General features: G+C 71.5%; 23 protein-coding genes. 10 read left to right on the forward strand and 13 right to left on the reverse strand.

Going from position 1 to position 25,821, the window contains the following annotated elements; translation table 11 throughout:
• Positions 1–60 precede the first annotated feature (60 nt).
• Together bchI and ACLBX9_RS17035 are read left to right on the forward strand one after the other, a co-directional pair.
• Complete coding sequence (gene bchI, locus ACLBX9_RS17030; protein WP_039894372.1) at positions 61–1,071, forward strand: magnesium chelatase ATPase subunit I; 1,011 nt, start codon at positions 61–63, stop codon at positions 1,069–1,071.
• The gene (locus tag ACLBX9_RS17035; protein ID WP_447719785.1) at positions 1,068–2,771 is read left to right on the forward strand and encodes a magnesium chelatase subunit D; all 1,704 of its coding nucleotides are present in this window, start codon (positions 1,068–1,070) and stop codon (positions 2,769–2,771) included. The genes bchI and ACLBX9_RS17035 overlap by 4 nt, the downstream gene beginning before the upstream one ends.
• 19 nt (positions 2,772–2,790) lie before the next feature.
• Here ACLBX9_RS17035 and ACLBX9_RS17040 read toward each other — a convergent pair whose 3' ends face one another.
• Entirely contained in the window at positions 2,791–2,937 is a 147-nt protein-coding gene (locus ACLBX9_RS17040) for a hypothetical protein (protein ID WP_010686344.1), read from the reverse strand.
• Positions 2,938–3,147: 210 nt separating this feature from the next.
• On the opposite strand from ACLBX9_RS17040, the gene bchO reads away from it, so the two are divergent.
• The 5 genes from bchO (at position 3,148) to ACLBX9_RS17065 (ending at position 8,630) form a co-directional block, all read left to right on the forward strand.
• On the forward strand, positions 3,148–4,047 hold the full coding sequence (bchO, locus tag ACLBX9_RS17045) for an alpha/beta fold hydrolase BchO (protein WP_447719786.1): 900 nt from the start codon (positions 3,148–3,150) through the stop codon (positions 4,045–4,047).
• A gap of 120 nt (positions 4,048–4,167) precedes the next feature.
• Positions 4,168–4,953, forward strand: coding sequence for a gamma-glutamyl-gamma-aminobutyrate hydrolase family protein (locus ACLBX9_RS17050; protein ID WP_039894371.1), 786 nt, complete (start codon positions 4,168–4,170; stop codon positions 4,951–4,953).
• A gap of 298 nt (positions 4,954–5,251) precedes the next feature.
• Positions 5,252–6,004, forward strand: coding sequence for a guanitoxin biosynthesis heme-dependent pre-guanitoxin N-hydroxylase GntA (gntA, locus tag ACLBX9_RS17055; protein ID WP_039894416.1), 753 nt, complete (start codon positions 5,252–5,254; stop codon positions 6,002–6,004).
• Between the two features lie 8 nt (positions 6,005–6,012).
• Positions 6,013–6,621: an urea carboxylase-associated family protein gene (locus ACLBX9_RS17060; protein WP_010686340.1), complete on the forward strand. Its 609-nt coding sequence runs from the start codon at positions 6,013–6,015 to the stop codon at positions 6,619–6,621.
• 269 nt (positions 6,622–6,890) lie between these two features.
• The gene (locus tag ACLBX9_RS17065; RefSeq protein WP_447719787.1) at positions 6,891–8,630 is read left to right on the forward strand and encodes a methyl-accepting chemotaxis protein; all 1,740 of its coding nucleotides are present in this window, start codon (positions 6,891–6,893) and stop codon (positions 8,628–8,630) included.
• Between the two features lie 163 nt (positions 8,631–8,793).
• Here the strand turns inward: ACLBX9_RS17065 and ACLBX9_RS17070 are convergent, their stop codons facing one another.
• The 3 genes from ACLBX9_RS17070 to ACLBX9_RS17080 all read right to left on the reverse strand — a co-directional run bounded on the left by ACLBX9_RS17070 (position 8,794) and on the right by ACLBX9_RS17080 (position 11,654).
• Positions 8,794–10,047, reverse strand: a complete 1,254-nt coding sequence (locus tag ACLBX9_RS17070; RefSeq protein ID WP_447719788.1) for a cytochrome P450 — start codon at positions 10,045–10,047, stop codon at positions 8,794–8,796.
• Between the two features lie 90 nt (positions 10,048–10,137).
• Positions 10,138–11,409, reverse strand: coding sequence for an NAD(P)/FAD-dependent oxidoreductase (locus tag ACLBX9_RS17075; RefSeq protein WP_447719789.1), 1,272 nt, complete (start codon positions 11,407–11,409; stop codon positions 10,138–10,140).
• A complete protein-coding gene (locus tag ACLBX9_RS17080; RefSeq protein ID WP_010686336.1) occupies positions 11,409–11,654 on the reverse strand; it encodes a ferredoxin in 246 nt (81 codons plus the stop codon). The genes ACLBX9_RS17075 and ACLBX9_RS17080 overlap by 1 nt, the downstream gene beginning before the upstream one ends.
• 294 nt (positions 11,655–11,948) lie before the next feature.
• Between ACLBX9_RS17080 and ACLBX9_RS17085 the strand changes: the two genes are divergently transcribed.
• Complete coding sequence (locus tag ACLBX9_RS17085) at positions 11,949–12,536, forward strand: hypothetical protein (protein WP_010686335.1); 588 nt, start codon at positions 11,949–11,951, stop codon at positions 12,534–12,536.
• Here ACLBX9_RS17085 and ACLBX9_RS17090 read toward each other — a convergent pair.
• From ACLBX9_RS17090 to ACLBX9_RS17130, 9 genes are all read right to left on the reverse strand, one after another.
• The gene (locus ACLBX9_RS17090; protein ID WP_447719790.1) at positions 12,503–14,275 is read right to left on the reverse strand and encodes a class I adenylate-forming enzyme family protein; all 1,773 of its coding nucleotides are present in this window, start codon (positions 14,273–14,275) and stop codon (positions 12,503–12,505) included. The two genes, ACLBX9_RS17085 and ACLBX9_RS17090, sit on opposite strands and share 34 nt — an antisense overlap.
• Positions 14,272–15,042, reverse strand: a complete 771-nt coding sequence (locus ACLBX9_RS17095; RefSeq protein ID WP_447719791.1) for an SDR family NAD(P)-dependent oxidoreductase — start codon at positions 15,040–15,042, stop codon at positions 14,272–14,274. The genes ACLBX9_RS17090 and ACLBX9_RS17095 overlap by 4 nt, the downstream gene beginning before the upstream one ends.
• Positions 15,043–15,142: 100 nt before the next feature.
• Positions 15,143–15,937, reverse strand: coding sequence for an SDR family NAD(P)-dependent oxidoreductase (locus ACLBX9_RS17100; RefSeq protein WP_447719792.1), 795 nt, complete (start codon positions 15,935–15,937; stop codon positions 15,143–15,145).
• Between the two features lie 2 nt (positions 15,938–15,939).
• Positions 15,940–16,998: a phosphotransferase family protein gene (locus ACLBX9_RS17105; RefSeq protein ID WP_447719793.1), complete on the reverse strand. Its 1,059-nt coding sequence runs from the start codon at positions 16,996–16,998 to the stop codon at positions 15,940–15,942.
• Complete coding sequence (locus ACLBX9_RS17110) at positions 16,995–18,230, reverse strand: acyl-CoA dehydrogenase family protein (protein WP_447719794.1); 1,236 nt, start codon at positions 18,228–18,230, stop codon at positions 16,995–16,997. Before ACLBX9_RS17110 ends, ACLBX9_RS17105 begins: the two co-directional genes overlap by 4 nt.
• Before the next feature lie 189 nt (positions 18,231–18,419).
• Positions 18,420–19,925, reverse strand: coding sequence for an ATP-binding cassette domain-containing protein (locus ACLBX9_RS17115; protein WP_447719795.1), 1,506 nt, complete (start codon positions 19,923–19,925; stop codon positions 18,420–18,422).
• On the reverse strand, positions 19,922–20,842 hold the full coding sequence (locus ACLBX9_RS17120) for a branched-chain amino acid ABC transporter permease (protein WP_010686328.1): 921 nt from the start codon (positions 20,840–20,842) through the stop codon (positions 19,922–19,924). Before ACLBX9_RS17120 ends, ACLBX9_RS17115 begins: the two co-directional genes overlap by 4 nt.
• 205 nt (positions 20,843–21,047) lie before the next feature.
• A complete protein-coding gene (locus tag ACLBX9_RS17125; RefSeq protein WP_010686327.1) occupies positions 21,048–21,923 on the reverse strand; it encodes a branched-chain amino acid ABC transporter permease in 876 nt (291 codons plus the stop codon).
• A gap of 18 nt (positions 21,924–21,941) precedes the next feature.
• Positions 21,942–23,231 (reverse strand): ABC transporter substrate-binding protein, encoded by a 1,290-nt coding sequence (locus ACLBX9_RS17130; protein WP_010686326.1) that lies wholly within the window; start codon positions 23,229–23,231, stop codon positions 21,942–21,944.
• Positions 23,232–23,550: 319 nt separating this feature from the next.
• Between ACLBX9_RS17130 and ACLBX9_RS17135 the strand changes: the two genes are divergently transcribed.
• Together ACLBX9_RS17135 and ACLBX9_RS17140 are read left to right on the forward strand one after the other, a co-directional pair.
• A complete protein-coding gene (locus ACLBX9_RS17135) occupies positions 23,551–24,522 on the forward strand; it encodes a transporter (protein ID WP_447719796.1) in 972 nt (323 codons plus the stop codon).
• A gap of 201 nt (positions 24,523–24,723) precedes the next feature.
• Entirely contained in the window at positions 24,724–25,749 is a 1,026-nt protein-coding gene (locus ACLBX9_RS17140; RefSeq protein ID WP_447719797.1) for a cyclase family protein, read from the forward strand.
• The last annotated feature ends 72 nt before the right edge of the window (positions 25,750–25,821 follow it).

Consider the following 25,821-nt stretch of genomic DNA (forward strand, 5'->3'; position numbering starts at 1 on the left):
CGCTGCGGCACCTCAGGATGAGGGGGTGGGTTGGATGCCCCCGCAGCATCGAGTCATTGCGTGCCCACCTTCCCCTTCTCGGCCATTGTCGGCCAGGACGAGATGCGCCAGGCGCTGCTGATCGCGGCGGTGGATCCGGCCGTCGGCGGCGTGCTGGTCTTCGGCGACCGCGGCACCGGCAAGTCAACGGCGATCCGGGCGCTCGCCGCCCTGCTGCCGCCGATGCGGGCTGTCATCGGCTGCCCCTACAACTGCGATCCCGACAGCCCCGCCGAATCCTGCCCGCACTGCGCGGCGGGCGCCCCGCGCAAGAGTCATAAAAGGCCCGTGCCGGTCGTCGACCTGCCGCTCGGCGCCACCGAGGACCGGGTGGTCGGCACCCTGGACCTGGAGCGGGCGCTCGGCGCCGGCGTGAAGGCCTTCGAGCCCGGGCTGCTGGCCCGGGCCAACCGCGGTTTCCTGTACATCGACGAGGTGAACCTCCTCGAGGACCACCTCGTGGATCTCCTGCTCGACGTGGCTGCTTCCGGCGTCAACACGGTGGAGCGTGAGGGACTGTCCCTCCGTCATCCGGCGCGATTCGTACTGGTCGGGTCGGGCAATCCGGAGGAGGGGGAGTTGCGCCCGCAGCTCCTCGACCGGTTCGGCCTCGCCTGCGAGGTCACGACCCCGAAGGACATCCCCACCCGGATCGCGGTGGTGCGCGCCCGCGACGCCTACGAGCGGGACCCTGCGGCCTTCTGCGCCGCGCAGGCCTCGGAGGATCGGAAGGTCCAGAAGCGGATCCTGCTGGCCCGGGAACGCCTGTCGTCCGTGCGCGTGCCGGACGCAGCCCTGGAACGCGCGGCGCGGCTCTGTCTCGCCCTCGGCACGGACGGCCTGCGCGGCGAGCTGACCCTGATGCGGACCGCCCGCGCCCTGGCGGCCCTAGACGGCGCGGAGGCGGTTACCGACGACCAGCTCCGCCGCATCGCGCCGGCCTCCCTGCGGCACAGGCTGCGCCGGAACCCGCTGGACGAATCCGGCTCCACGGCGCGGGTCGAACGGGCACTTGCCGAGGTGTTTGCGTGACGGGCACACCGCGCCTCCCTCTCGCAGGAGAGGAAGGCAGCGCGCCCGGCCGGTGGGAGGATGCCTGTCTCGCGGCTCGCCTGATCGCCGCCGACCCGCCCGCCTGCGGCGGCGCGGTGCTGCGCGCCGCCCCCGGGCCGGTCCGCGAGGGCTGGCTCGACATCCTGCGGGCGGCCATGCCGCCCGGAACGCCCTGGCGGCGGCTGCCCCCCGGCATCGGCGACGACGCCCTTCTCGGGGGCCTCGACCTCGCCGCGACCCTGGCGGCCGGTCGTCCGGTCCCGCGGGCCGGTCTTCTTTCGGAAGCCAATGGCGGGATCGTCGTGGTACCGATGGCGGAGCGCCTGCCCGCCGGCACCGCCTCCCGCCTCGCGGCTGCCCTGGACACCGGCGTCGTCTCGGACCGCCCGGCCCGCTTCGGCCTGATCCTGCTCGACGAGGGCGAGGCCGACGAGGCGGTTGCCGAGGCCCTGGCCGACCGTCTCGCCTTCCGGCTCGACCTGGGCGGGCTCGGCCGCGCGGAGATGTCGGCCCGATCCCCGGAGCCGGAACGCGCTGACGGTCCTGCTGAGCCCGATCCGACCGGCCGCCTCTGCGCCCTGGCCGAGGCCTTCGGCATCGCGTCGCTGCGCGGGCCGATCCTGGCGGCCCGCGTGGCACGGCTCCTCGCGGGCGAGAGATCGATCGGGCGGGCCGAGATCGTCGCGGCCGGACGCCTCGTCCTGGCGTCCCGGGCTACACGCCTGCCCGCCCCGGAGGACGGCGTGCCCGATACCGGGGACGCACCGCCCGCCGAGCCACCCGAGGAGCCTCCCGCCGAGTTGACGGATCCGGCTGCCGCCCAAGTGCCCGACGAGGTGGTTCTGGAGGCAGTGCGCGCGGCGATCCCGCCGGACCTCCTCGACCAGTTGCTGTCCGGCCAGGCGCGCCTCGCGGGGGCGAAGGCCGGCCGGGTCGGCCAGATGGCGGCGGCCCGCACCGGGCGCCCGGTCGGCAGCCGGCGGGGCGATCCGCGGCGGGAACGCCTGGACCTGCTCGCGACCCTGCGGGCGGCGGCGCCCTGGCAGGCCGTGCGACGGCGCGAGGAGGAGGCGCGCCGCATAGTGGTGCGGCGAGACGACCTGCGCGTCCGGATCCTGCGGCAGCGGACCGAGACCACGACGGTGTTCTGCGTCGATGCGTCGGGTTCGGCGGCCCTGGAGCGGCTGGCCGAAGCGAAGGGCGCCGTCGAGTTGCTGCTCGCCGAGGCCTATGTCAGGCGCGATCGGGTGGCTCTGGTGGCGTTCCGCGGAGCCGGCGCGGAGCTGGTCCTGCCACCGACGCGCTCGCTGACCCGGGCCAAGCGCGGCCTCGCGGGGCTGCCCGGCGGCGGTGGGACGCCCCTCGCGGCGGGGATCGATGCTGCGGTGGCGGTGGCGCTCGGCGTGCGCCGGGGTGGCAGCCGGCCGGCGATCGTGCTGCTCACGGACGGCCGCGCCAATGTCGCGCGGTCGGGCGAGGGCGGGCGCGGCCAGGCTGGAACGGAAGCGCTGCAGGCAGCCCGCACGTTGCGCGCAGCCGGACTTTCGTCCCTGGTGATCGACACCGGAAACCGGGGCGAAGAGGCCCGGGCGGTGGCGGACGCGATGGGGGCCCGCTACCTGAGATTACCGCGCGCCGATGCGGGTCAGCTCAGCGCGGCGGTCCGGGCGGCGCTCTGAGGGCCGCGACGGAACGACCTCAGAGGTCGCCGCTGATCCCCAGATCGGCGAGGCGCTGGTGGTGCGAGAGCCAAGCGTTCAGCATGTCGCGGAGGACGGAACCGAAGCTCCAGTTGCCGTCAGCCGGGGCGGCGATGTTCTGTGTCGAGGAGGTGAAGAGGATCATGGCCTGCTCCAAAGTCGGGCGATGCGTCTTGTTCTTGTGCGGTCGAGATATGCTCATTCTGCTGCATCGCAGCAATTGGTCCGCGCTCAGCGGTGGCATGCGGTCTCCGCATGGGATTGTTGAGAGTTACGAAATACTTCCGTGGCTGCACGATAGCACCGCCTCACGGCCCGGATGGGTCCATTATGATGCACTGCGGGAGACACTGGCGTGTTGAATCCGTTCGACCCCGACCGGCCCGATTGGGCGCGTGAGGGCCGGGACTGGCCGCATCGGGACGCGAGCCGCTTCGTCGAGGCGTCGGGCCTGCAATGGCACGTCCAGGAATTCGGCCGCCCGGAGGCGCCAACGCTGCTGCTGCTCCACGGCACCGGGGCGGCGACCCATTCTTGGCGCGCCCTGGCGCCGCTGCTGGCCCGGGACTTTTTCGTTATCGCCCCGGATCTTCCCGGCCACGGCTTCACAGATCCGCTCCCCGACCGTGACCTGTCGCTGCCCGGCATGGCCCGCGCCGTGGCGGGTCTCGTGGAAGCGCTGGGCCGCCCGCCAGTCTTGGCGGCCGGTCACTCGGCGGGCGCGGCCGTGCTGGCGCGCATGTGCCTCGACGGAACCATCGCGCCCCAGCTGCTGGCGGCCTTCAACGGAGCGCTCGCGCCGCTGCCGGGTGCGGCCAACCTGCTCTTCCCCAGCATGGCGCGGCTCCTGTTCCTCAATCCCTTCACCCCGAAGGTCTTCGCCTGGACGGCGGACCGGTCGGCCGCGAAGCGGCTCATCGAGGGGACCGGCTCCCGCCTCGACCCGCATGGGGTCGAGCTCTACCGGCGGCTCTTCGCCCGGGCGGGCCACGTCCGCGGGGCGCTCGGCATGATGGCGAACTGGGACCTCGCCGGGCTCTACGGTGCCTTGCCGGGGCTCGCGACCCGCACCCTGCTGATCGTCGGCGGCGACGATCGGGCGATCCTGCCGGACACTGCCTTCACGGTGCGCGACCGCCTGCCCGACGCCCGGGTCGCGCTGATCCGCGGTCTCGGCCACCTCGCGCACGAGGAGGCGCCGGAGCGCGTGGCGGACGAGCTGCTCAAGGAGGCGCGGGCGGTCAGCATCCTGTGATCCCGGGCCGGCCGGAGCCAGCGCATGTCAGAGGGCGTCGCATGTCCCATCGGGACTGGCGCCCGGTTTGCCTGGGCTTTAGAGCCTGCGGCGGAACCGGACCTGGGAGTAGTCGAGACGATGACGAGACCCGTAATCGGCGTCATCGGGAACGCGCGTCTGATCGACAACCGGTTTCCGGCCCAGATCGTCGGTGAGAACAACATGCGCGCCGTGGCGCACGTGGCCGGTGCCCTGCCGCTGATGTTCGCCGCCACCCCGGCAGCGACCGATCTCGGCGATCTTCTCGACACCGTGGACGGCATCCTGCTCACCGGCGGCCGCGCCAACGTTCACCCGACCCGGTTCAACGCAGAGCCCTGCGCGGCGCACGAGCCCTACGACGAGGATCGCGACGCGGTGGCGCTGCCGCTGGTCGAGGCGTGCGTGGCGCGGGGCGTGCCGCTGTTCGGCATCTGCCGCGGCTTCCAGGAGATGAACGTCGCCTTCGGCGGCAGCTTGCACCCGGAGATCCGCACCCTGCCCGGGCGACTCAACCACCGCATGCCGCGCCTGGAGAACGGCGAGATCCATCCGGACCTTGAGGTGATCTTCGCCGACCGCCACGCGGTCCGCCTGACGCCCGGCGGCGCCTTCGCCCGCCTGCTGGGACGCGAGACGATCCGGGTGAACTCCCTGCACGGCCAGGGCATCCTGGAGCCGGGCGCGCGGATCGTGATTGAGGGGGTCGCCGAGGACGAGACGATCGAGGCAATCCGCGTCCGCGATGCCGCGGGCTTCGCGCTGGGCGTGCAGTGGCACGCGGAGCACGATCCGGCCACGAACCCGATCAACCGTGCCCTGTTCGAGGCATTCGGGAGCGCCGCGGCAGCGCACCACGGGGCGCGGTCCGCCAGCCGCGGCTGATCCGCGCTCTTGGCGGCTCAAGGCTGAACTTCAGGCTCCTGATGCGACAGCAAAGACGCGACTTTCCGCCAGCCGGATCCAGTTTTTCTTGGCTTAACATATGTTGTTTGTCGACTTATCGACAGATAAAGCGCTTCCGGAATGGCCGGATATCTTGCGCGCGCGCCGGTAGAGCCACGTTTTCCCCGGACGACCTGTCGCAGGTCGGAACGGCATCTGCCCGATGCGGTTCCCGGAGTCCCGCATGGCGGCTGCCCTCTTCCCGGGCACCCCTGCGCAGAACACGGGCACCGACCGCATGCAGTTTCCCCGCGACGACCGAGAGCACCCCCGTGCCGAGGCCTTCCGCGACTTCATCCGGAACCCGCCGTTTCCCTGCGTGGGCGCCAAGTCCGCACTGTCACGCGGCCGTATGCGGATCGTCGTAGCGAGGGACATCACCTCGGGCTGGGACGACATGCGCATCTACCCGGCGCTGCTCGCCTTCGTGGCGCAGTACCGGGCGCAGCCCGACCTGTTCCAGAGCTTCGCGGTCGTCTTCGAGGGGCCCGGCGACCTCTCGGAAGAGGCCTTCGAGGAAAATCTCTGGGCGCGGGCGCAATCCCTGACCGACAAGGATGCCTGGCTCGGCCAGCCGCACGACGCGCGCGTGGCGGACGATCCCGACAACCCGCACTTCTCCTTAAGCTTCGGCGGTGAAGCCTTCTTCGTAGTCGGGCTGCACCCGAACGCGAGCCGGCCGGCGCGGCGCTTCTCCTCGCCGGTCCTGGTCTTCAACCTGCACGCGCAGTTCGAGCGGTTGCGCGCGGAGGGCCGCTACGAGAAGCTGCGCGCCTCGATCCTGGAGCGCGACCAGGCCCTCGCGGGCAGCGTGAACCCGATGCTGGCGCGTCACGGCGAGGCTTCGGAGGCGCGGCAGTACAGCGGCCGCGTGGTCGGCGCTGACTGGCGCTGCCCCATGCAGGGCCGCCCGGCGCCCGTCCCCGAAGCCGACACGTGGCATCCGCCGGCCTCTCTCCTTGATCACACCCTGCCGGGACACGGAGCCTGAGACGATCGATGAAGCCCGCCATGAACCGAGCGGACGTGCAGCGCATCGAACCGCGCTCCGGCGTCGCCTTCACTCTCGACAGGGGGCAGCGCCTGACGGTGATCGATCCGCGCGGCGAGCAGGTCGCCGACCTCGTGGCCTATAATCGCCACGACACCGGCGAGGTGATCTCCTCCGGGCGGACCCTCGACTACGCGAGCAAGATCTATCTCACCACCGGCGACCCGCTCTACTCGAACCGGTCGAACGTGCTCCTGCGCATCGTCGAGGACACGGTCGGGCGGCACGACTTCCTGCTGACGCCCTGCTCGGCCGACACGTTCCGGATCATCTACGGCGACACCGACCCGCATCGTGGCTGCTTCGGCAACCTCGCTGCGGCCCTCGCTCCCTACGGCATCGCGCCGGACGCGATCCCGGTGGCGTTCAACTGCTTCATGAACGTGCCGATCGACGGCAGAACCGGGGCACTCACGGTCGAGCCGCCCCTCAGCCGGGCCGGCGACCGGATCGTGTTCGTGGCCGAGGCCGACCTGATCATCGGTCTGACCGCGTGCTCGGCGCTGCAATCCAACAACGGCAGCTTCAAGCCGATCGACTTCCGGGTCGACGACTAACTGGCACAGATACTTCTCCGCTACATCGCCCATCTCGCATAGTCAGCTTAGGAGAATAAGGCCTGCCATCGCCCGATCGATCGGACGCCGAGAGTAGATCACTCGGCTCGCGACGCGATCAATCGACGAATGTTTGTCATTTACTAACCTTATAACGCGACACTGGCACGGCACAGCGCGGTCGGCGCGGGACGTACACGCAGATCGACCGCTGCCCGATCCGCTGCCGCCCTGTCGGCAGCCCACGCCATCTCGCATTCGGTACCCGGATGACCCCCACATCAGACCACCGCCCGCCCGCCGGACTCCGCGCGCCGTGGCGCGAACTCGCGCACGTGAAGCTGTCCCACAAGCTCGCCGCTGTGATGGCCCTGGTGGTGCTGGCCGTGGGCGCCCTGAGCGCCCTGAGCTTCTTCGACACCCGCGAGTCGGCGCTCGAGGATCGCGCACTCATGACGAAGCGCCTGACGGAGGTCACCCACAGCCTGCTGGCGCACTACGAGGCGCTCGCGACCGCGGGCCAGATGCCGCTGCCCGAGGCGCAGAAGGCCGCCCTGTCGGCGATCACCGCCCTCCGGTTCGGCCAAGAGGATTACTTCTTCGTCCTCGATACCGAGGGCCGGCTCGTCGCCAACGCCTTCAACGCCAAGAATGTCGGCAAGCAGGTGCAGGACCAGACCGACGTCCCGGGCGGCAAGCGCTACTTCGCCGAGATGGTCGAGACCGCCAAGCGCGACGGGGCCGGCTTCGTCGAGTACCTGAAGCCGCGCCCGGGCGGGACGGTGCCGGTGGAGAAGATCGCCAGCGTCCAGCTCTTCAAGCCGTGGGGCTGGATCGTGGCCACGGGCCTCTACCTCGACGACGTGCACGCGGCGGTGCGCGCCCGCGCGCTGACCAATGCCCTCTGGGCCGCGGGCCTCGCGCTCCCGGTCCTGGTCCTGCTCGCGCTCATCAGCAACAGCCTGTCGCGCCCGATCGTGCGCCTCACCGCGGCCATGCGCGGCCTCGTCGGCGGCGACCTGTCGGCCGCCGTCCCGGACCGGGCGCGCGGCGACGAGGTCGGCGCCATGGCCCGCGCGGTCCAGGTCTTCAAGGAGGCGCTGATCGCCAAGCGCGACGCCGAGGCGGCCGCGGTCGCGGAGAACGCCGCGAAGATGCGCCGCGCCCGGGTGCTCGACGAGATCACCGCCCGCTTCGACGCACAGGTGAGCACGCTCACGCAGGGTCTGTCATCGGCCTCCGTCGAGATGGAGGCCACCGCCCGGGAGATGACCCGCACGGCCGCGCGCACCACCGAGCAGTCCGGGCGCGTGGCCGCCGTCTCGCAGCAGACCTCGGGCAACGTCCAGACGGTCGCGGCGGCGAGCGAGGAGATGGCGGCCTCGATCAACGAGATCGCGGCCCGCGTGGCACAATCCTCCATGATGGCCGACCGGGCGAGCACAGATGTCGCCCGGACGAACGATCTCATGCAGGTCCTGTCCCGGGGGACGGATCAGATCAGCGAGGTGATGGGCCTGATCGCCGGGATCGCCGGCCAGACCAACCTGCTCGCCCTCAACGCGACCATCGAGGCCGCCCGGGCGGGCGAGGCCGGCAAGGGTTTCGCCGTGGTGGCGGGCGAGGTGAAGGCGCTGGCGGCGCAGACCGCCAAAGCCACGGAGACGATCGCCGGCCAGATCGCGGCGATCCAGAGCGAGACACGCAACGCCGTCGAGTCCATGCGGGCGATCGGGGGCACGATCGACGAGATGCGCACGGTCGCGCTGGGCGTGGCCGCCGCCATGGAGGAGCAGGGCGCGGCGACGAGCGAGATCGTCCGGAACGTCACGCAGGCGGCCGAGGGGACGCGGGCGGTCAGCACCGACATCGCCGACGTGCGGGCGGCCGCCGGCGAGACCGGTGCGGCCTCGGGCCAGGTCCTGAGCGCGGCCCAGGAATTGGCGCGGTGCTCCACGAGCCTCGGCCAGGAGGTGACGACCTTCCTGGCGGCGGTGAAGGCCGCCTGAGCCGAAGCGACGCCCAATCCGGAGTGGCGGACGGCCCGAATTGCGGGATCGACGATCCGCGCCACCGAAACCGAAACGCGGCGGCGGCCGAAGGCCGTCTCCTAGCGCCACCGGGCCGGCCGGGCGGCGGCTTCCACGCGTCAGCGGCCAGGGCGACGTCTCGTTAGGCGATTCCGTCGATCGCCACCCGAAGGTGCTCCGGCCCGCGCAAGGCTGCGCCCTGCCGGTAGGGCGGCGGATCCTCGATGAGGCGCGGCGCCTTCAGTCGCGCGGCCAGGGCGGTGAGCGCCGCCTCGGCCTCGAACCGGGCGAGCGGCGCCCCGACGCAATAGTGCAGGCTGCCGCCGAAGCCGAGATGGCGGATCCCCGTGCGGTCCGGATCGAACCGGTCCGGGTCCGGAAAGACCGCCTCGTCGCGGTTGCCGGCTGCCAGCAGCAGCACGAGGTCGGCGCCCTCGGGGATCGTGACCCCCGCGATGTCGATGGGCGACAGCGTCCGGCGGGTCCGGAACTGCACCGGCGGCTCGTAACGCAGCAATTCCTCGATCAGCCGCGGCGCGCGGAGCGGGTCCCCGCGCAGGCGCTCCAGTTCGCCCGGGTGCCGCAGCAGGGTGAGAAGGCCGTTGGTGATCAGGTTCACGGTGGTCTCGTGACCGGCCACCAGCATGAGGATCGAGGTGGCGATCAGGTCGTAATCGCCCATCTTCACCCCCGCCGGGGTGGCGTGGTTGGCGAGCCCCGAGAGCATGTCGTCCTGCGGGTGCTTGCGCTTCTCCCGGATCAGGTCGCCCATGTAGCCACCGATCGCGTCGAAGGTCCGGCTGTTCTTCGCGCGGGTCTCGGGATCGGAGAGGCTGTCGGGCTCGAGGGCCGTGGCGAGTTGCGTCGCCCAGCCGTGGAATTTCGGCTCGTCCTCCCGCGGGACGCCGAACAGCTCGCAGATCACGGTGACGGGAAGCGGGTAGGCGAGGTCGTCGACGGCGTCGATCTCCCGGGCGCCGCACTTCTCGTTGAGCAGATCGGCGACGAGCCGGTCCGAGCGGGCCCGCATCGCCTGGACGCGCTCGCGGCTGAACTGGTGCATCACGGCCGAACGCAGGGCGTCGTGGTCCGGCGGGTCGCGGAAGATGAAGACCCGATGACGGTCCATCATCCAGTCCTTGAGCGGCTTGACGATCAGGTCGGTGAGCGGGTTGCCGGTGCGCGGACGGTCGGCCGGAGGTAGGGTGTCGGAGCTGACCCGCGGATCCTGCAGCAGGCTCGCGATGGTGCCGTGGGTTGCAGCCACCCAGGTCCCGTCGTCGGTGCCGTCGTCCTGGCGTGAGACCGGGTTTTCCCGCAGCTTGGCATAGACCGGGTAGGGGTTCGCCCGGTTGGCGAAATCCTTGACCTGGTCGAGGAGCGTGGCGTCGGGCATGCGGTCTCCTTAAAGCGCTCTCCGCCGATGTAGATGTCGGTTCGGTGCAAGAGGGCGCATCGCAACAAGAACTGAGAGCCGGGCCCGGCGCTAAGGGAAACCGGGTTCATAGATCTCGATGCCCTTCGGCCGGTCCGTGGCGGTGCCGCGGGGCGGGAACGGCGCGCCGGCGGCGACCAGTTCGGCATGGGCCGGCAGCCAGCGGGCAGAATCCACCGACACCGCCGCGATGCACCGCCCGGCCCGGCCGTAGAGGGCGACGAAGCGGCCGGCGGCCGGATCGCCCTGAGTGATCGCCACCGTGTCGGCGCCCTCGGTGAGGCCGGCGGATTTCACGACCAGCTCGCCCTGCGTCGACCAGAACGTCGGCAGGGCCCCGTAGGGCCCATTGGAAGGCGTCCCGGCGAGCAGACGGCCCGCATGGACGCCCTGCGCCACCGCGTGGCTCCAGTGCTCCAGCGCCACGCGCCGGCCCTCGTAGAGCGGATGGGGGAACCGGGCGACATCCCCTGCCGCGGTGATGTGCGGGTCGGGCCGTCCCTCCGTGTCGAGGACGCGGCCGTCCGCGTCGCAATCGACGCCGCCCGGATCCGCCGACAGGCCGGACCCGTCGAGCCACTCGGTGTTGCGCACGGCGCCGAGCGCGATGACGGCGAGATCGGCGTCGATCCGTCCGCCATCGACGAGGTGGGCGCGCACCAGCCGGCCGCCCTCGTCCTCCAGCCATTCGACCTCGCTGCCGCAGCGCAGCTCCACCCCGTGTCCTTCGTGGATCGCCCCGATGAACGCTCCGACGGTGCGGCCGAGGACGCGGGCCAGGGGCGTGGGGCCGGGCTCGACCAGGGTAACCGGCAGACCGAGTTGCCGGCACAGGCTTGCGACCTCGCAGCCGATGAAGCCGCCGCCGATCACCAGCACGCGCCGCGGGCCCGCCGCCAGGGCTTGCCGCAGGGCCCTGGCGTCGTCGCGCCCGCGCAGGGTGAAGACGCCGGCGAGGCGTCCTTCATGTGGATTTGGCCAGGGACGGGCGCGGGTGCCGGTGGCGATGAGCAGGCGATCGTAGGGAAGGCTGCGCCCGTCCGCGAGATGAACGGCGTGGGCTTCCCGGTCGAGGCGTACGGCTGCGCTGCCGAGTTGCCAGTCGGCATCGAGCCCGTGGCTGCCCGGCAGGGTGGTGGCGTCCGCAGGTGTCGCGCCGGTGAGGACGTGCTTCGAGAGCGGCGGCCGGTCGTACGGGTGGTAGGGCTCGTCGCCGACGATCGTCAGCGTGCCGGAGAAGCCCGTCTCCCGCAGCGCCTCCGCGCCGCGGAGCGCTGCGAGGCCGGCGCCCACGATCAGGACGCGCCCAGACGTCTGCGCCATCAGGCGCCCCGCCCCGGATCCTCGACCCGGATCGCCTGGACCGGGCAGGCCACGCGCGCCCGCTCGATGTCGTCGCGATCCTGTGCGGCAGGCGCGGGGTCGTAGAAGAGGGCCTCGTGTCCCTCGATGCGGAAGTGCCGCGGCGCCGCGTAGCAGCACTGGGCGTAGGCTTGGCACAGGTTGAGATCGACGCTCACCCGCAGGCCGGGCGGGGAGCCGGAGGACGCATCGGCAGGGATGGACATGGCGAGGCAACCGTCCGGGGGGCCGCGAGTTCCGGGGCGGCGGATCCGCCCGGCCGGCGGGGAGGCATCCGAAGGGCGCAGGCTTCGGTCTGGCCTTTTGGCCAGGATCCGTCGGGGCTTCCGCGCGCCGCGGGTTGGCGCGCTGATGAAGAAGGGCGGGGCGACACCGGTATTAAACGTGTCTCGCTCTTTCGCGGGGAAAAGAAGCGGCGGAATTCCCCTCCGGGGCGGTTCGATCTATTGTCCATTCGCCCCGCGGACCTGTCCGAAACGCCGCGATCCCAGGAGGGCACCATGCCGTACGGTGTGCGAACGAGCCTCGTCGCCCTCATCCTGGCCCTCGGGCTCGGCGGCGCATCCGCCGAACCGGCACCCGGCACCACCTGGACGGATCCTCCCGCGCACAAGCCGGCTGCCGAGAAGGCTCCGGCCGCGGATCGGAAGGCCGCATCAACGCCGACTGCGTCGACGCCCGCCGCCTCCGATACCCGTCCGGCGCCCGCGGTTCGGAAGGCCGTTGCCGCGCGCCGCGCGCCGGAGCGGAGCGCGGCGCGCCGCCCGTCACCGGCCGCCAAGCGACTCGCCAGCGCGCCACGCCGCGCCCGCCTCGCGGCGGCGCCGGCTCGGCCGCTCCGCAACAGCCCGCAGATCGTCGCCGACGCGCCGTCCCCGGTCGCACCCGTGGAGGGTTACGCGCGGTACCGGGCCTACGGCTACGGGCCGGGCTACGGCTATGCACCGGGCTACGGCGACGAGCGCCTGGATCGCCTGAGCAGCGCGCAGGCAGCCGGCTACCTCGTGGTGCGCCGCCGGACGGTCCAGTTCCCCGACGGGCGGACGCTCCGGGTCTACCGCCCGGACGACGAGGGCGAGCCGTTCTGATCTGACGTCTCCGCGAACACCGCGCGCAGGGGCGTGCGCAGGATCTTCCCGGCCGGATTGCGCGGCAGGAGTCCGTCCCAGATCACGATCCGCACCGGCACCTTGAACGCCGCGAGCCGCTCCGCCGCGAAGGCGCGGATATCGGCCGCGCTGGTGCCCGCGCCCTCCGCCAGGGTCACGATCGCGCCGGGCTCCTCGCCCAGCGTCGGATGGGGCACCGGCAGAACCACGGCGTCGACCACGTCCGGGTGCGCGAAGAGGGCGTTCTCGACCTCGCAGCAGTAGATGTTCTCGCCGCCGCGGATCAGCATGTCCTTGATCCGGTCGACGATGGTCAGAAAGCCCTCCTCGTCGGCGCGGGCGAGGTCGCCGGTGCGCAGCCAGCCCTCGGAGAGAACCTCCGCGGTAGCCTTGGGGTCGTCCCAATAGCCGCGGACCACGTTCGGACCCTTCACGCAGAGCTCGCCGACCTGGCCCGGCGGCAGCGCGTCCCCGAGGGGGTCGACGATCCGCACCTCGCAGACCGGCAGGGGCGGTCCGCAGGAGTCCGGGTGGGCGAGGTAATCTTCGCCCTGGTGATGGGTGAAGGTCGCCGAGGTCTCGGTCATCCCCCAGCCGGTGCCCGGGACGACCCGCGGCAGGGCCTCGCCCAGCGCCCGGACGAGGTCGCCGGCGGCCGGCGCGCCGCCGTAGGTGACGCCCTCGAGGGTGGGCAGGGGGCGGCCGGCCTCCCGGGCCGCGGTGGCGAGCTGCCACGCTATGGTCGGGACGCCACCCGCGCTGGTGCAGCCCTCCCGCTCGATCAGATCGAGGGCCGCGCCCGCGTCCCAGCGGTGCATCATCACCAGCCGGTGGCCGCCGTAGAGGGCGGCCCCCAGGCTCGCGTGGCAGCCGGTGACGTGGAACAGCGGGATCACGAGCAGCGCGGCCCGCTGCGGCGCGGTCGGGTCGGGCTTCGGCGGCGCCTCGCCCCGGCGCAGGGCGCTGCGCGCCGCCGAGTAGGGGTAGGCCATCACCGTAGTGGCGGCCGCCCGGTGCGTGCCGACCGCTCCCTTGGGCTTGCCGGTCGTGCCCGAGGTGTAGAACAGGGTCGCGTCGTCCTCCGGGTCGAGGGCGACATCCGGCAGGGGCAGGTCGGACAGGCCGCCCCAGTCCCGGACCGGCCCGATGATGTCGGCCAGCGGCGTCGCCCGCGGATCCGGCGCCATCCGGGTGGTGAGGACCCGCTCCAGGGCCAAGCATTCGGGCAGGTGAGGTGCGAGCCGGGCAAAGCGCTCGGCGTCGGCGATCAGCACCCGCGCCCCCGAATGCTGAAGGCCGTAGGCTAGTTCGGGCCCGGTCCACCACGCGTTGAGCGGCGTCGCGATCGCCCCGGCGAGCAGCGCGCCGAAATAGCTCACCGGCCATTCGGGCAGGTTGCGCTGTGCGATGGCGACCCGGTCGCCCTTGCGTATGCCGGCCTCGACAAGAGCCCGCGCCACGGCGGTGGCGGCGCGGGCGAAGCCCGTGAAGGTCACGCGCTCGTCCTGGTAGACCACGAAGGTCTTGTCCCCATGGCCCCGGGCGATCCGGAACAGGTCGACGAGCGTCGGCGGGGCCTTCTCCCAGATCCGGGTCGGCACGCCCCGGATCGGCACCGTGCCGACGGCGAAGGGCGCCCCTGAGGCGGTGAGCCGCGCCTCGGCCTCGCGGAAGGGGAGGGCCGGCCAGCCGGCGGGAATGCGGGGATCGGGGCTCATCGGGCGATGGTCACGCCGCCGTCGACGACGAGCGCCTGCCCGGTCACGAACCGGCCCGCCGCCGAGGCCAGGAACACCGCCGCGCCGGCGATTTCGTCGGGCTCGCCGATCCGGCGCAGGGGCGCAGCGTCCGTGGTGGCGGCCAGCATCGCGGGATCCTCCCACAGAGCCCGGGCAAAGTCGGTGCGGATCAGCCCCGGGCAGAGGCAGTTCACCCGCACGTTGGCGGGGCCGTACTCCACCGCGTAGTTGCGGGCGAGTTGGAGGTCGGCGGCCTTCGAGACGTTGTAGGCGCCGATCACCGGCGAACCCTTCAGCGCCCCGATGGAGGAGACGATGACGATCGCGCCGTCCCGCCGCGCCACCATGCCGGGGGCGACCATCTGGATCAGCCAGTGGTTCGACAGGACGTTGTTCTCGAGGATCTTTCGGAACTGCGCGTCGGAGATGCCGGCCAGCGGCCCGTAATAGGGGTTGCTGGCGGCGTTGCAGACCAGCACGTCCACGGGGCCGAGCCGGCTCTCGGTCTCGGCGACGAGGTGTTCCAGCTCCTCCTTGACCGAGATGCTGGCGGGAATCGCCACCGCCCGACCCGCGCCGTGCGCGGCCTCGATCTCGGCGACGACCGCGTCGCAGGCCTCGCGCTTGCGCGAGGAGATCACCACCCGGGCGCCATGCTCGGCCATTCGCACGGCGATCGCCCGCCCGATGCCCCGGGAGGAGCCGGTGATGAGGGCGACCTTGCCGGTCAGGTCGAACAGGGACATGGGCTAGACCTTCTCACCGGAGAAGCGCGGATCCCGCACCAGCCCCGCCGTCCCGGGGCGCGGCAGGCGAGGCCGGGATGACGGGCTGGGAGGGGGCGGGTCACAGATCATCGGCCGCCCCCTGCTCGACCCGCATCGACCGGCGCAGCCGCGCCATGCCGGCGAGCCAGCGCTCGGGATCCTCGGCCCGGCGGCGGGCGTATTCCGCCACCTGCGGATGCGGCAGGATCAGGAAGCGCCCCCCCGCCAGTCCGTCGAAGGCGACCTCGGCCACGACGTCCGGCGCCAGTACACCGTCGCGCGACGCGGCGCTGGCGGCCCCCAGCATGGCGGTGTCGACGCCCTGCGGGCACAGGGCCGCGACCCGGATCCCGTCCGCCTCATGGGCGATGGCGAGATGCTCCAGGAAGGCGAGCGCCGCGTGCTTGGTCGCCGAGTAGGTGGCGCTGCCGATCTGGCTGAGCAGCCCCGCCGCCGAGACCGTGCCGAGAAACGCGCCCCCGCCCCGGGCGCGCCAGAGCGGGACCAGCACCCGCGCCGCATGGACGTGGCCCATCACGTTCACCGCCCAGGCGCGCGCCCAGCTCTCCGGGTCGGCGGAGGTGGCGAGATCCGGATCGGGGTCGCGCTCCAGGATGCCGGCATTGGAGCAATAGAGCGCGATCGGGCCGATCTCAGCCTCGATGCGCCCCAGGATCGCGGCGACTGCCGCCGCGTCGCCCACGTCGAGCGCGAAGGCCCGCCCGCCGAGTTCCGCCGCCACGGCCTCCGCCCCGGCGCCGTCGCGGTCGAGGGCCACGACCGTCGCGCCCCTTGCCTTGGCCGCCACCGCGAGCGCCCGGCCGATGCCCCGGGCGGCCCCCGTGACGGCGACGACGCGGCCGACGCACTCCATGCTCAGGCCCCCGCCCGCTCGGCGAAGCCCCAGGCCGCGGCGGCGAGCTTCGGCACGCGCGCCGCCATGGCGGCGGCGTGCTCGCTCGCGGCATTGCCGGCCTTGGCGCGGGCGGCCACGCCTTGGAGGATGCCGACCAGCCGGAACAGGTTGTAGGCGAAGTACCAGTCGAGAGCGGGCAGGTTTTTCCGATCGGCCGCCCGGCAATACAGCGCCACCGCCTCGTCCCTGGTGGGGATGCCCAGAGCCGACAGGTCGAGGCCACCGAGCCCGCTGCGCCCGTCGGCGGGTAGTTCCCACTGCATCAGCAGGTAGCTGAAATCGGCCAGCGGGTCTCCGAGGGTCGACAACTCCCAGTCGAGGACGGCGCTGACGCCGCCGTCGCGGGAGAAGATCAGGTTGTCGAGGCGGTAATCACCGTGGACCACGCAGGCGCCCTGCTGCTCCGGCACCGTCCGGGGCAGCCACGCGATCAGGCGCTCCACATCCTCCAGCCGCCCGTCCTCGGCGGCGCGGTACTGGCGGGTCCAGCGGTCGACCTGCCGGGCGAAATAGTTGCCGGGCCGGCCATAATCGGAGAGCCCCGCCGCCTCCGGGTCGATCGCGTGGAGGCGCGCCAGCGTGGCGATCATGCCGGCATAATGCCGGTGGCGGGCGTGGGGATCGAGACCCGGCAGGGCGCCGTCCCAGTGCACGGCGCCGTCGACCGCCTCCATCACGTAGAAGGCCGCGCCGATGATCTCGGAGTCCTCGCACAGCGCGAAGGGCCGCGGCACCGGGAAACCCTCGCCGTAGAGGGCGCCGATCACCCGGAATTCGCGCTCCACCGCGTGCGCGGAGGGCAGGAGCTGGCCGAAGGGCTTTCGCCGCAGCACATAGGCCTGGGCGGGCGTGTCGAGCCGGTAGGTCGGGTTCGACTGGCCGCCGCGGAACTGCTGCACAATGAGCGGGCCGGCAAAGCCGCGGACGTGGCCTTCCATCCAGGCGGCGAGCTTCGCCTCGTCGATCCGGTGGCGCGGCTCGACCGGCTTCACGCCGGAAAAGACATCGGCGTCGCTCATGCGCCCTCGCGGGCATTGGTGTAGCGCCCGAATTCCAGCCGGGCGATCGAGCGGTTGTGGACCTCGTCGGGCCCGTCGGCGAGCCGCAGGGTGCGGATATGGGCGTACATTTTCGCCAGCCCGAAATCCTCCGAGACGCCGGCCCCGCCATGGGCCTGGATGGCGTCGTCGATCACCTTGAGGGCGACCCGGGGCGCCGCGACCTTGATCATGGCGATCTCGAGCTTGGCGCCCTTGTTGCCGACCTTGTCCATCATGTCGGCGGCCTTCAGGCAGAGAAGGCGGGTCATCTCGATGTCGATCCGCGCCTCGGCGACCCTCTGCTCCCAGACCGACTGGTCGCTGATCCGTTTGCCGAAAGCGACCCGGGACACGAGGCGACGCGCCATGGCCTCCAGCGCCACCTCGGCCGCACCGATGGTGCGCATGCAATGGTGGATGCGGCCCGGTCCCAGACGCCCCTGCGCGATCTCGAAGCCGCGCCCCTCGCCGAGGATCAGGTTCCCGGCCGGGACGCGGACGTTCTCCAGCACGACCTCGCCGTGGCCCTTGGGCGCGTCCTCGTAGCCGAAGACCGGGAGCAGCCGCTCGATCCGTACCCCCGGCGTGTCCATGGGCACGAGGATCTGCGATTGCTGGCGGTGGCGGGGCGCTTCCGGGTCGGTCTTGCCCATCAGGATGGCGATCCGGCAGCGCGGGTCGCCGACGCCGGTCGACCACCATTTGCGGCCGTCGACGACGTAGTGGTCGCCGTCGCGGCGGATCGACGTGCTGATGTTGGTGGCGTCCGAGGAGGCGACCTCCGGCTCGGTCATCAGGAAGGCCGAGCGGATCTCACCCGCCATCAGGGGCCTCAGCCACGCGTCCTTCTGGGCCGCGGTCCCGTAGCGGTGCAGCACCTCCATGTTGCCGGTGTCGGGCGCCGCGCAGTTGAACGCCTCCGAGGCGATCCCGACCCGGCCCATCTCCTCGGCGCACAGCGCGTAATCGAGGTTGGTCAGGCCGGCGCCGTGAAAATCGTCGGTGTCGTGCTCGGGGGAGGGCGGCAGGAACAGGTTCCACAGGCCCTCGGCCCGGGCCTTCTCCTTCAGGCGCTCCATGGTGGGGGAGGCTTCACGGCTCGCCGCGCGCTCGGCCGCGACCGCGGCGGCGGCCGGCAGGATCGCGTCGGCGATGAAGCCGCGGACGCGGGTCAGCCAGTGCGTCTGGGACTGGGAGAGGGTGAAATCCACTTTGTCCGCTCCGCTCACATCCGTCGCTGCGGGCTTCTCTCCTCCCCCATGCGGGGAGGAGTTGGAGGTTGGGGTGGCGCAGAATGAGGCGTTGCGGTGCTTTCTGGACCACCCCCACCCCTGACCCCTCCCCGCAAGCTCGAGCGATCCCGGGCAAGCCCGGGATCGCCAGGGGAGGGGAAGCGCCCCTCACAGATAGGCCGATCCCATCTCGCTGGCGAAGCGCTGCGGCGGCCCTTCCCAGACGATCCGGGCCTGTTCCAGCACGTAGACCCGGTCGGCGTGCGGCAGCGCGAAGGTGACGTTCTGCTCGCCGAGCAGGACCGTGATCGGCGTGGTCTGCCGCAGCTTCTCCAGCGCCTTCGACAGCAGCTCCAGGATCACCGGCGCGAGGCCGAGCGTCGGCTCGTCAAGGATCAGCAGGCGCGGGCGCATCATCAGCGCCCGGGCGATGGTCAGCATCTGCTGCTCGCCGCCCGAGAGGGTGCGGGCGCTCTGGCCCTCGCGGTCCTTGAGGATCGGGAACAGCTCGTAGAGCCAGTCGCGCTGCTTGGCGCTCTCGGCCTTCGGGAAGTGCTGGCCGCCGAGATCGAGGTTCTCGCGCACGCTGAGATCGCCGAACAGCTCGCGGGTCTCTGGCACCTGCACGATGCCGGCGCGCGCGATGGCGGCGGGCTTCATCCGCGCGAGATCCTGGCCGTCGAACCGGATCGTGCCGGCATGCGGAACGAGGCCCGAGATGGCGTTGAACAGGGTGGTCTTGCCGGCGCCGTTCAGGCCCACCACCGAGACGAACTCGCCCTCGTGGACGTGGATCGAGGCGGAGCGCAGGGCCTGCGCCTTGCCGTAGAGCACGTCGACGCCCTCGACGGTGAGCAGCGAGTCGGGCTTGAACGCCGCCTCGGGCCGGGCCGCCGTCTCGATACTGCCGCCGAGATAGACCCGGCGCACGGTCGGGTCGGCCATCACGGACTCGGCCGAGCCCTCCGCGATGCGCTCGCCGAGATACATGGCGAACACCCGGTCCACGAGGGCCGAGACGCTCTTCACGTTGTGGTCGACGAGGAGCACGGCCTTGCCCTCGTCGCGGAAGCCGCGGATCAGCTCCGAGAAGGCCGCGACCTCGCCCCCGGTCAGGCCCGCGAAGGGCTCGTCGACCAGCACGACCCGGGGGTCGCGGGCGATGGCCTTGGCGAGCTCCAGCCGGCGCAGATCCGCGAAGGGCAGGGTGCCGGGCCGCCGGTCGACGACGGCCCCGAGGCCGACGCGCTCGGCGATCTCCCTCGCGCGGCGCGCCACGTGCGGGTCGGCCGCCAGCCGGATCAGGCTGTCGGGCAGGAGCGCGAGGCTGATATTCTCCAGCACGGTCTGCCGCTGGAGCGGCCGCGCATGCTGGAACACGAGGCCGATCCCGGAGCGCGCCACCCGGTGGGCCGGCATCCCGCCGATCTCCGTGCCGTCGAGGCGGATCGAGCCGGCGCTCGGCCGCTCCAGGCCCATGATCAGCTTCATCACGGTCGACTTGCCCGAGCCGTTCGGGCCGATCAGGCCGAGGATCTCGCCGGGGCGGAGGTCGAGGTCGATCTCCTTGACGGCGACGAGGCCGCCGTAGCGCTTGGTCAGGCCGCGCACTGTGAGGCAGGGCTCGGCCAGGACGGGCGACACGGTCGGCGGGGGCGCGACGGCGACGGTCATCGGGCTCTCCGGAGCGATCCGAGGCCGAGCAGCCCCGACGGCACGAACAGGATCACGAGGAGCGCCACCGCCGAGACCACGAAGGTCGAGAGGCCGCCGAGGGGACGCAGCAGCTCCCCCGCCGCGATCAGGAACACGGCGCCCAGCGCCGCGCCCACGATGGTGCGCCTTCCGCCGAGCACCGCCGCGATGATCACCTGCACTCCCACCGACGTGTTGATCAGCGTGCCGACCGAGGCGGTGCCCATGTAGAAGACCACCAGCCCGCCCGCGAGGCCCGAGAAGGCGGCGCTGATCGCGAAGGCCGCGAGCTTGTGCTTGGCGACGTTGAAGCCGAGCGCCCCGGTCACCACCGGATCCTGGCCGGCGGCCTGGAGGATCAGCCCCGCGGGCGAGCGCGCGATGGCCGTGAGGATCAGGCCGGAGACAGCCATGAAGCCCAGCGCCAGCCAGTAATTGGTGTCGGCGTCGATGGAGATGACGTCGGGCACGGTCAGGCCGATCTCGCCGCCGGTGAGGCCGGAGAAGACCACGATCATGTTCTGCAGGAGCAGCACCGCCACCAGGGTGATAAGTCCGAAATAGGGCCCGCGCACCTTCAGCGCCGGCAGCGCCAGGGCGAGGCCGCCGACCACGGCGAGCACGGTCCCGATTGCGAGGCAGTAGGGGATCGGCAACTCGTAGCGGTTGTTGAGGATGCCGGCACCGTAGGCCCCGAGCCCGATCAGGAAGGTCGGTCCGAAATTCACCTCGCCGGCGAAGCCGAAGAGCAGGTCCCAGGCCATGGAGAACACGCCGAAATAATAGGCGATGGTCATGAGGCCGAGGATGTAGCCGGAGACCCACCAGGGGAGCGTCGCGGCGGCCAGGACGGCGAGGATCGCGATCCAGAAGCCGGGGGTTGTGAGGAGCTTCATGGGGTTGCCTCGCACACGGCAGCGATCCGAGTCGTTCCGCGAGGAGTTCCCTCCCGTCCACCCCCCTCATCCTGAGGTACCGCGCCAGCGGCCTCGAAGGAGGCCTCCAGGGATCGCGCGGCCGGCTGGAGGTCTCCTTCGAGGCGGCTTCGCCGCACCTCAGGATGAGGGCGCGGGTTGGAGACCCGAAGTGTAAAGACAACCATCACCGCCGCCCCAGCAGGCCCTGCGGGCGCAGGTACATGACGGCGACCAGCAGCAGCAGCGCCGGGATCACCCGGTAGGCCGGGGAGATCAGGTAGGCGGTGGCGGTCTCCAGATACCCCACCACGTAGGCGGCGATCAGCGAGCCGGTGACGCTGCCCAAGCCGCCCAGCACCACGATCGAGAAGGCGCTCGCGGTGAGGGGCCCCACCGAATACGAGGATACCCCCAGAAACATCCCGAGCAGCACCCCGGCGATGCCGGCGAGCAGGCCGTAGATCGCCCAGACCGCCACGTAGATCTTGCCCATGTCGTGGCCGAGGAGCGTCACGCCGCGCGGGTTCATGGAGGCGGCGAGCAGGACCTTGCCGGCCCGCGCCCGGTTCACGAACAGCCAGAGCAGGCCGATCACCACCCAGCAGATCACCGCGGTGAACCACTCGTTCTTCGGCGTGCGCACGCCGGCGATCTCGACCACGCCCTCCACGATCGGCAGCACGGTCTTCGGGTTGTCGGTGAAGAAGTAGGCCACCAGCTCCTGGATCATGATCCCCCAGAGCAGCGTCCCGGTGAGCACGAAGATCTCTTTCTCTTCCCGCGGAATGGCGCGGCTGCGCTCGATCGGCGCGACCACCGCGAAGTAGGTGACGAGGGCGCCGGCGAGCCCGCACAGGACGCCGATCGCCGCGCCCGCGTAGGAGCCGAGCCCGAACAGCGCCGAGGCCGCCCAGGCGGCCACCGCGGCCATGACCATCAGGGCGCCGTGGGTCAGGTTGAGGACGCCCGAGACCCCGAAGATCAGGGTGAAGCCCATCGCGCCGAGCGCGTAGAGGGCCGAGATCGCGAAACCGTCGACGAGGATCTGGAGGCCGATCACCGCGCTCTCCCCGCCCGGCTACTGGACCGCCGCCTTCACCGCGGGGGGCAGGATCATGGCCCCGTTGGCGGTCGCGGCCGGCCAGATCGCCACCTGCTTGCCGTTCTGCCACTGCCCGAGGACGCTGGTCATCAGGCCGGGCCCGTACTGGATCGAGTGGGTGAATTGATCGTCCTTGCCGTAGAACTTGAGGTGCCCGACCGTGCCGACGTAGTCGGTCTTCTCCAGGGCGTCGACGAGCTTGTCGGCCTCCGTGGAGCCCGCCCGCTTGATCGCCTCCGCGGTGTAGTAAACGGCGTCGTAGGCCATGAAGCCCGCGTAGGAGGGCGCCCCGCCGAAGCGCTTGGTGAAGGCCTCCGAGAACGGGATCGTCTTCTCGGTGAGGGCCACGCCCGGCAGCGCCACGCTGTCGAACAGCACGCCCTGCGTGCCGCCGTTGGTGTTGGCCCAGAAGGTCGAGGAGGTGGCCTGGCCGCTGATCCCCGTCATGGCGATCGGAACCTGCTGGTTCTGCCACTGCACGGTCGGCTGAACGCCGACATGGGCGATGCCGGTGACGATCAGGTCGGGCTTGGCCGCCTCGATCTTGTTGTAGATCGGCGTGAAGTCGCCCGTGTCCGGCGAGAAGCGGACATGCTCCACCACCTTCAGCCCGGATTTCGGCAGGCACTCCTGGTACGCGGCGTCCAGCGGCCGGGTCCAGGCCGCGTCCTCGCTCATGATCGCGGCGGTCTTGGCCTTGAGCTTCTCGACCAGCACCTCCTTGGCCGAGTCGCAGACCGCCTGCGCCAGGGCGTGCGAGGTCAGGTAGCCGTGGAAAGTGTACTTGTTGCGCGCGTAGTCCTTGTGGACCGCGACGCTGATCTCGTTGGAGGCGGCGCCGGGCGTGATCATCGGCGTCTTGAGCCGGGCGGCCCAAGGCATCAGCGCGAGCACGACCTCCGAGATGTAGCTGGCGATGACGAAGTTGACCTTGTCCTCCGAGACAGCCCGCTGGAAGGCGCGCACCGCGTCGGAGGCGGAGGACTTGTCGTCGTAGGTGACGACCTGGATCTGGCGCCCGTCGATGCCGCCCTTCGCGTTGATCTCGTCGGCGGCGAGCTGCACCGCCTGCGGGATCGAGGCTCCGGCGACCGACTGCGCCTCGGCGATCACGCCGATCTTGATCGGGTCGGCCGCCCGCGCGGGCCCGGCCAGCATCGAGCCCGCCGCGAGGAGCGCGGGCAGCATGCGCCTGATCTGGACGCGCCGAATTTGAACGCGCCGAATTTGAACGCGCTTGGCGACGGCGCGCGCGGTCTTGGACATCGGCGTTTCCTCTCACCCTGCCCGCATTCTTTATTCGCAGGCTTGGCGACGACTCTATCCGGCGCCTGCCGGATCACAAGGGGCTGGCGGCGCGGGGTGGGTGACGTTTCCGGCCAGTCGTTGGCGGTGCAGGGCCGCGCCCGAAACGTTGCACCTCGGCAACACGCACTTCGATTCCCGCGGCGCCGCATGCCCGTCGCCGCGTGCCGCACGCGTCGGTCCGCCGGAGTCCAGCTTCGGCCCAGCGCGATGGTGTCGCCTCCCCTCCCGACCGAGCCCGGACGCAGGTGCGCCGAGCGGCATCGGATCGGGGGACGCCATGCACACACGTTTCACCACCGCGGCTCTGACGGCGGGCGCCCTGCTGCTGGGCGCGATGGGCCAGGCCCGCGCCGCCGCCGTCACCCAGCCAGGAGAACAGGTGGGCCTTGCACCGGGCTTGCCGCTGCCAGAGGGCTTCTACGCCTTCGATACGTTCAGCTGGGGGCGGGCCGGCCGGCGCGACGCCGCCGAGGTCGGCGTCAACATCCCGTTCGTGATTTACTCGTCGCCGCTCAAGATCTTCGGGGCGCAGATCGAGCCGGTGGTGGCGTTCCCGTCGGTGTTCATCAACACCCACTTCCCGGCGCCGATCCCCAACAAGGAGATCAGCACCTTCTACACCCCGTTCCTGGGCAATATCTTCGCCTGGAATCTCGGCGGCGGCTTCGGCGTGTCGTACATCGCGGGCGCATACCTCCCCTACGGCGACCGGGGCTCGCTGGGATTGGGAGTGCGGGGCACGCCGCTGCTCACGCAATCCGCATCGGCGACCCTGACCCAGCGCGTCGCCGCCACCTATGTGGGCGACGGCAGCCTGAACCTCTCGGCGATCCTCACCTACAACCGTCCGTTCGACGCGCATGGCCGGTTCGGCGGCGCGGTCGGGGCGGCGATCGGACCGATCCCGGCGGCCGACCAGATCAACCTCGACCTCACCGCGACCAAGAAGTTCGGCGCCTTCGAGATCGGCGCCGTGGCGTACGGCTACACGGACCTGCCGGTGAATCGCCGTGATCGCCTGTTCTCCCGGTTCCAGCGGGACGGGTCCGTCGCCGCCGGCGGACTCGTGGGCTACAATTTCGGGCGCTTCGTCCTGCAGAGCGTCGTGACGCGCGAGATCATCGCCCGCGACACCCTCAACGTGGCCGGACATCGCCAGCACAACGAGGAGACGCGGGGCTGGTTTCGGGTGATCCTGCCCTTCCCCCTCGCCGCCGCCGCGCCGGAGCCGCTGGTCAGCAAGAACTGAAGCCGCAGCGGGTTTCACGGAGCCCGCGCTGTCCGCCCGCGGGCTTCCGGGCTCGGGGGCGCGGGCCTAGGCTCCGGGCGGATCTGCGACAAGCGGACCGACAGCCTCCTCAGAAGGGCGCGGACAGGTGAGGAACGCAACCACGATCGCGCCCGGGACCATCCCGGGCCGCAGCGCCCGGCCCTCGCGGGAATCGACACCGTGAGCCTGCGCTGGACTCGGCGTCCCGAGGGCTCGACCTGGGGGGATTTCGGCCCCGACGACGAGTTCGGGCGCCTCAACCTGCTCACCCCCGAGAAGGTACGCCAGGGCGTCGCCGAGGTGCGCGAGGGCCTGACCTTCTGCCTCAGCCTGCCCCTCGACCTGCCGGGCGGCAACGTCCTCAATCCGCGCCGCCACCCGCCGCAGATCACCCCGACCCGCCGCGCCAACGGCCGGCCGAACATGAACTTCCCGGTCTGCGAGGAGGTCGACGGCGCCACCGACGTGATCTGCGACGACCGCGCGCTGATCCACCTGCAATACTCGACGCAGTGGGATTCCCTCGCCCATGTCGGCTCGCTGTTCGACCCGGACGGCCGGGGCGCGGCGCCCACCTTCTACAACGGGTTCCGCGGCGGCCACGACATCGTCGGGCCGAGCACCCCGGATGCGGTGGACCAGCCGTCCCGCGCGAAGCGCCTCGGGATCGAGCGCCTGGCCCAGCGCGGCATGCAGGGCCGGGCCGTGATGATCGACCTGCGCGCGCATCTCGGCGACGCCAAGGCGAAGGTCGGCTACGACCAGCTCGCCCGGATCCTGGAGGCCGACGGCGTCGTGGTCGAGCCCGGCGATATGGTCTGCCTGCACACGGGCTTCGCCGAGCGGCTGATCGCCATGGGCGGCGATCCGGACCCGCAGCAGGTGCACAACCTCTGCGCCGGGCTCGACGGGCGCGACCCGCGCCTCCTCGACTGGATCACCCGCTCCGGCCTGTGCGCGCTGATCGCCGACAACTACGCCGTGGAGGCCTACCCGGCCGGGCCGGGACCGGCCTGCTGCGCGACGCTGCCGCTCCATGAGCACTGCCTGTTCAAGCTCGGGGTCAATCTCGGCGAGCTGTGGCACCTGACGCCGCTCGCCGACTGGCTGCGGGCGCACGGCCGGAACCGCTTCCTGCTCACCGCCCCGCCCCTGCGCCTGCCCGGCGCGGTCGGCTCGCCGACGACGCCCATCGCCACGGTGTGAGGGAGCGCCGTGCACAATGCTTTTCACCCGTGCCCTCATCCTGAGGCGCCGGAGCGCAGCGAAGGCCTCGAA

Source organism: Methylobacterium sp. A49B (genome assembly GCF_053346215.1).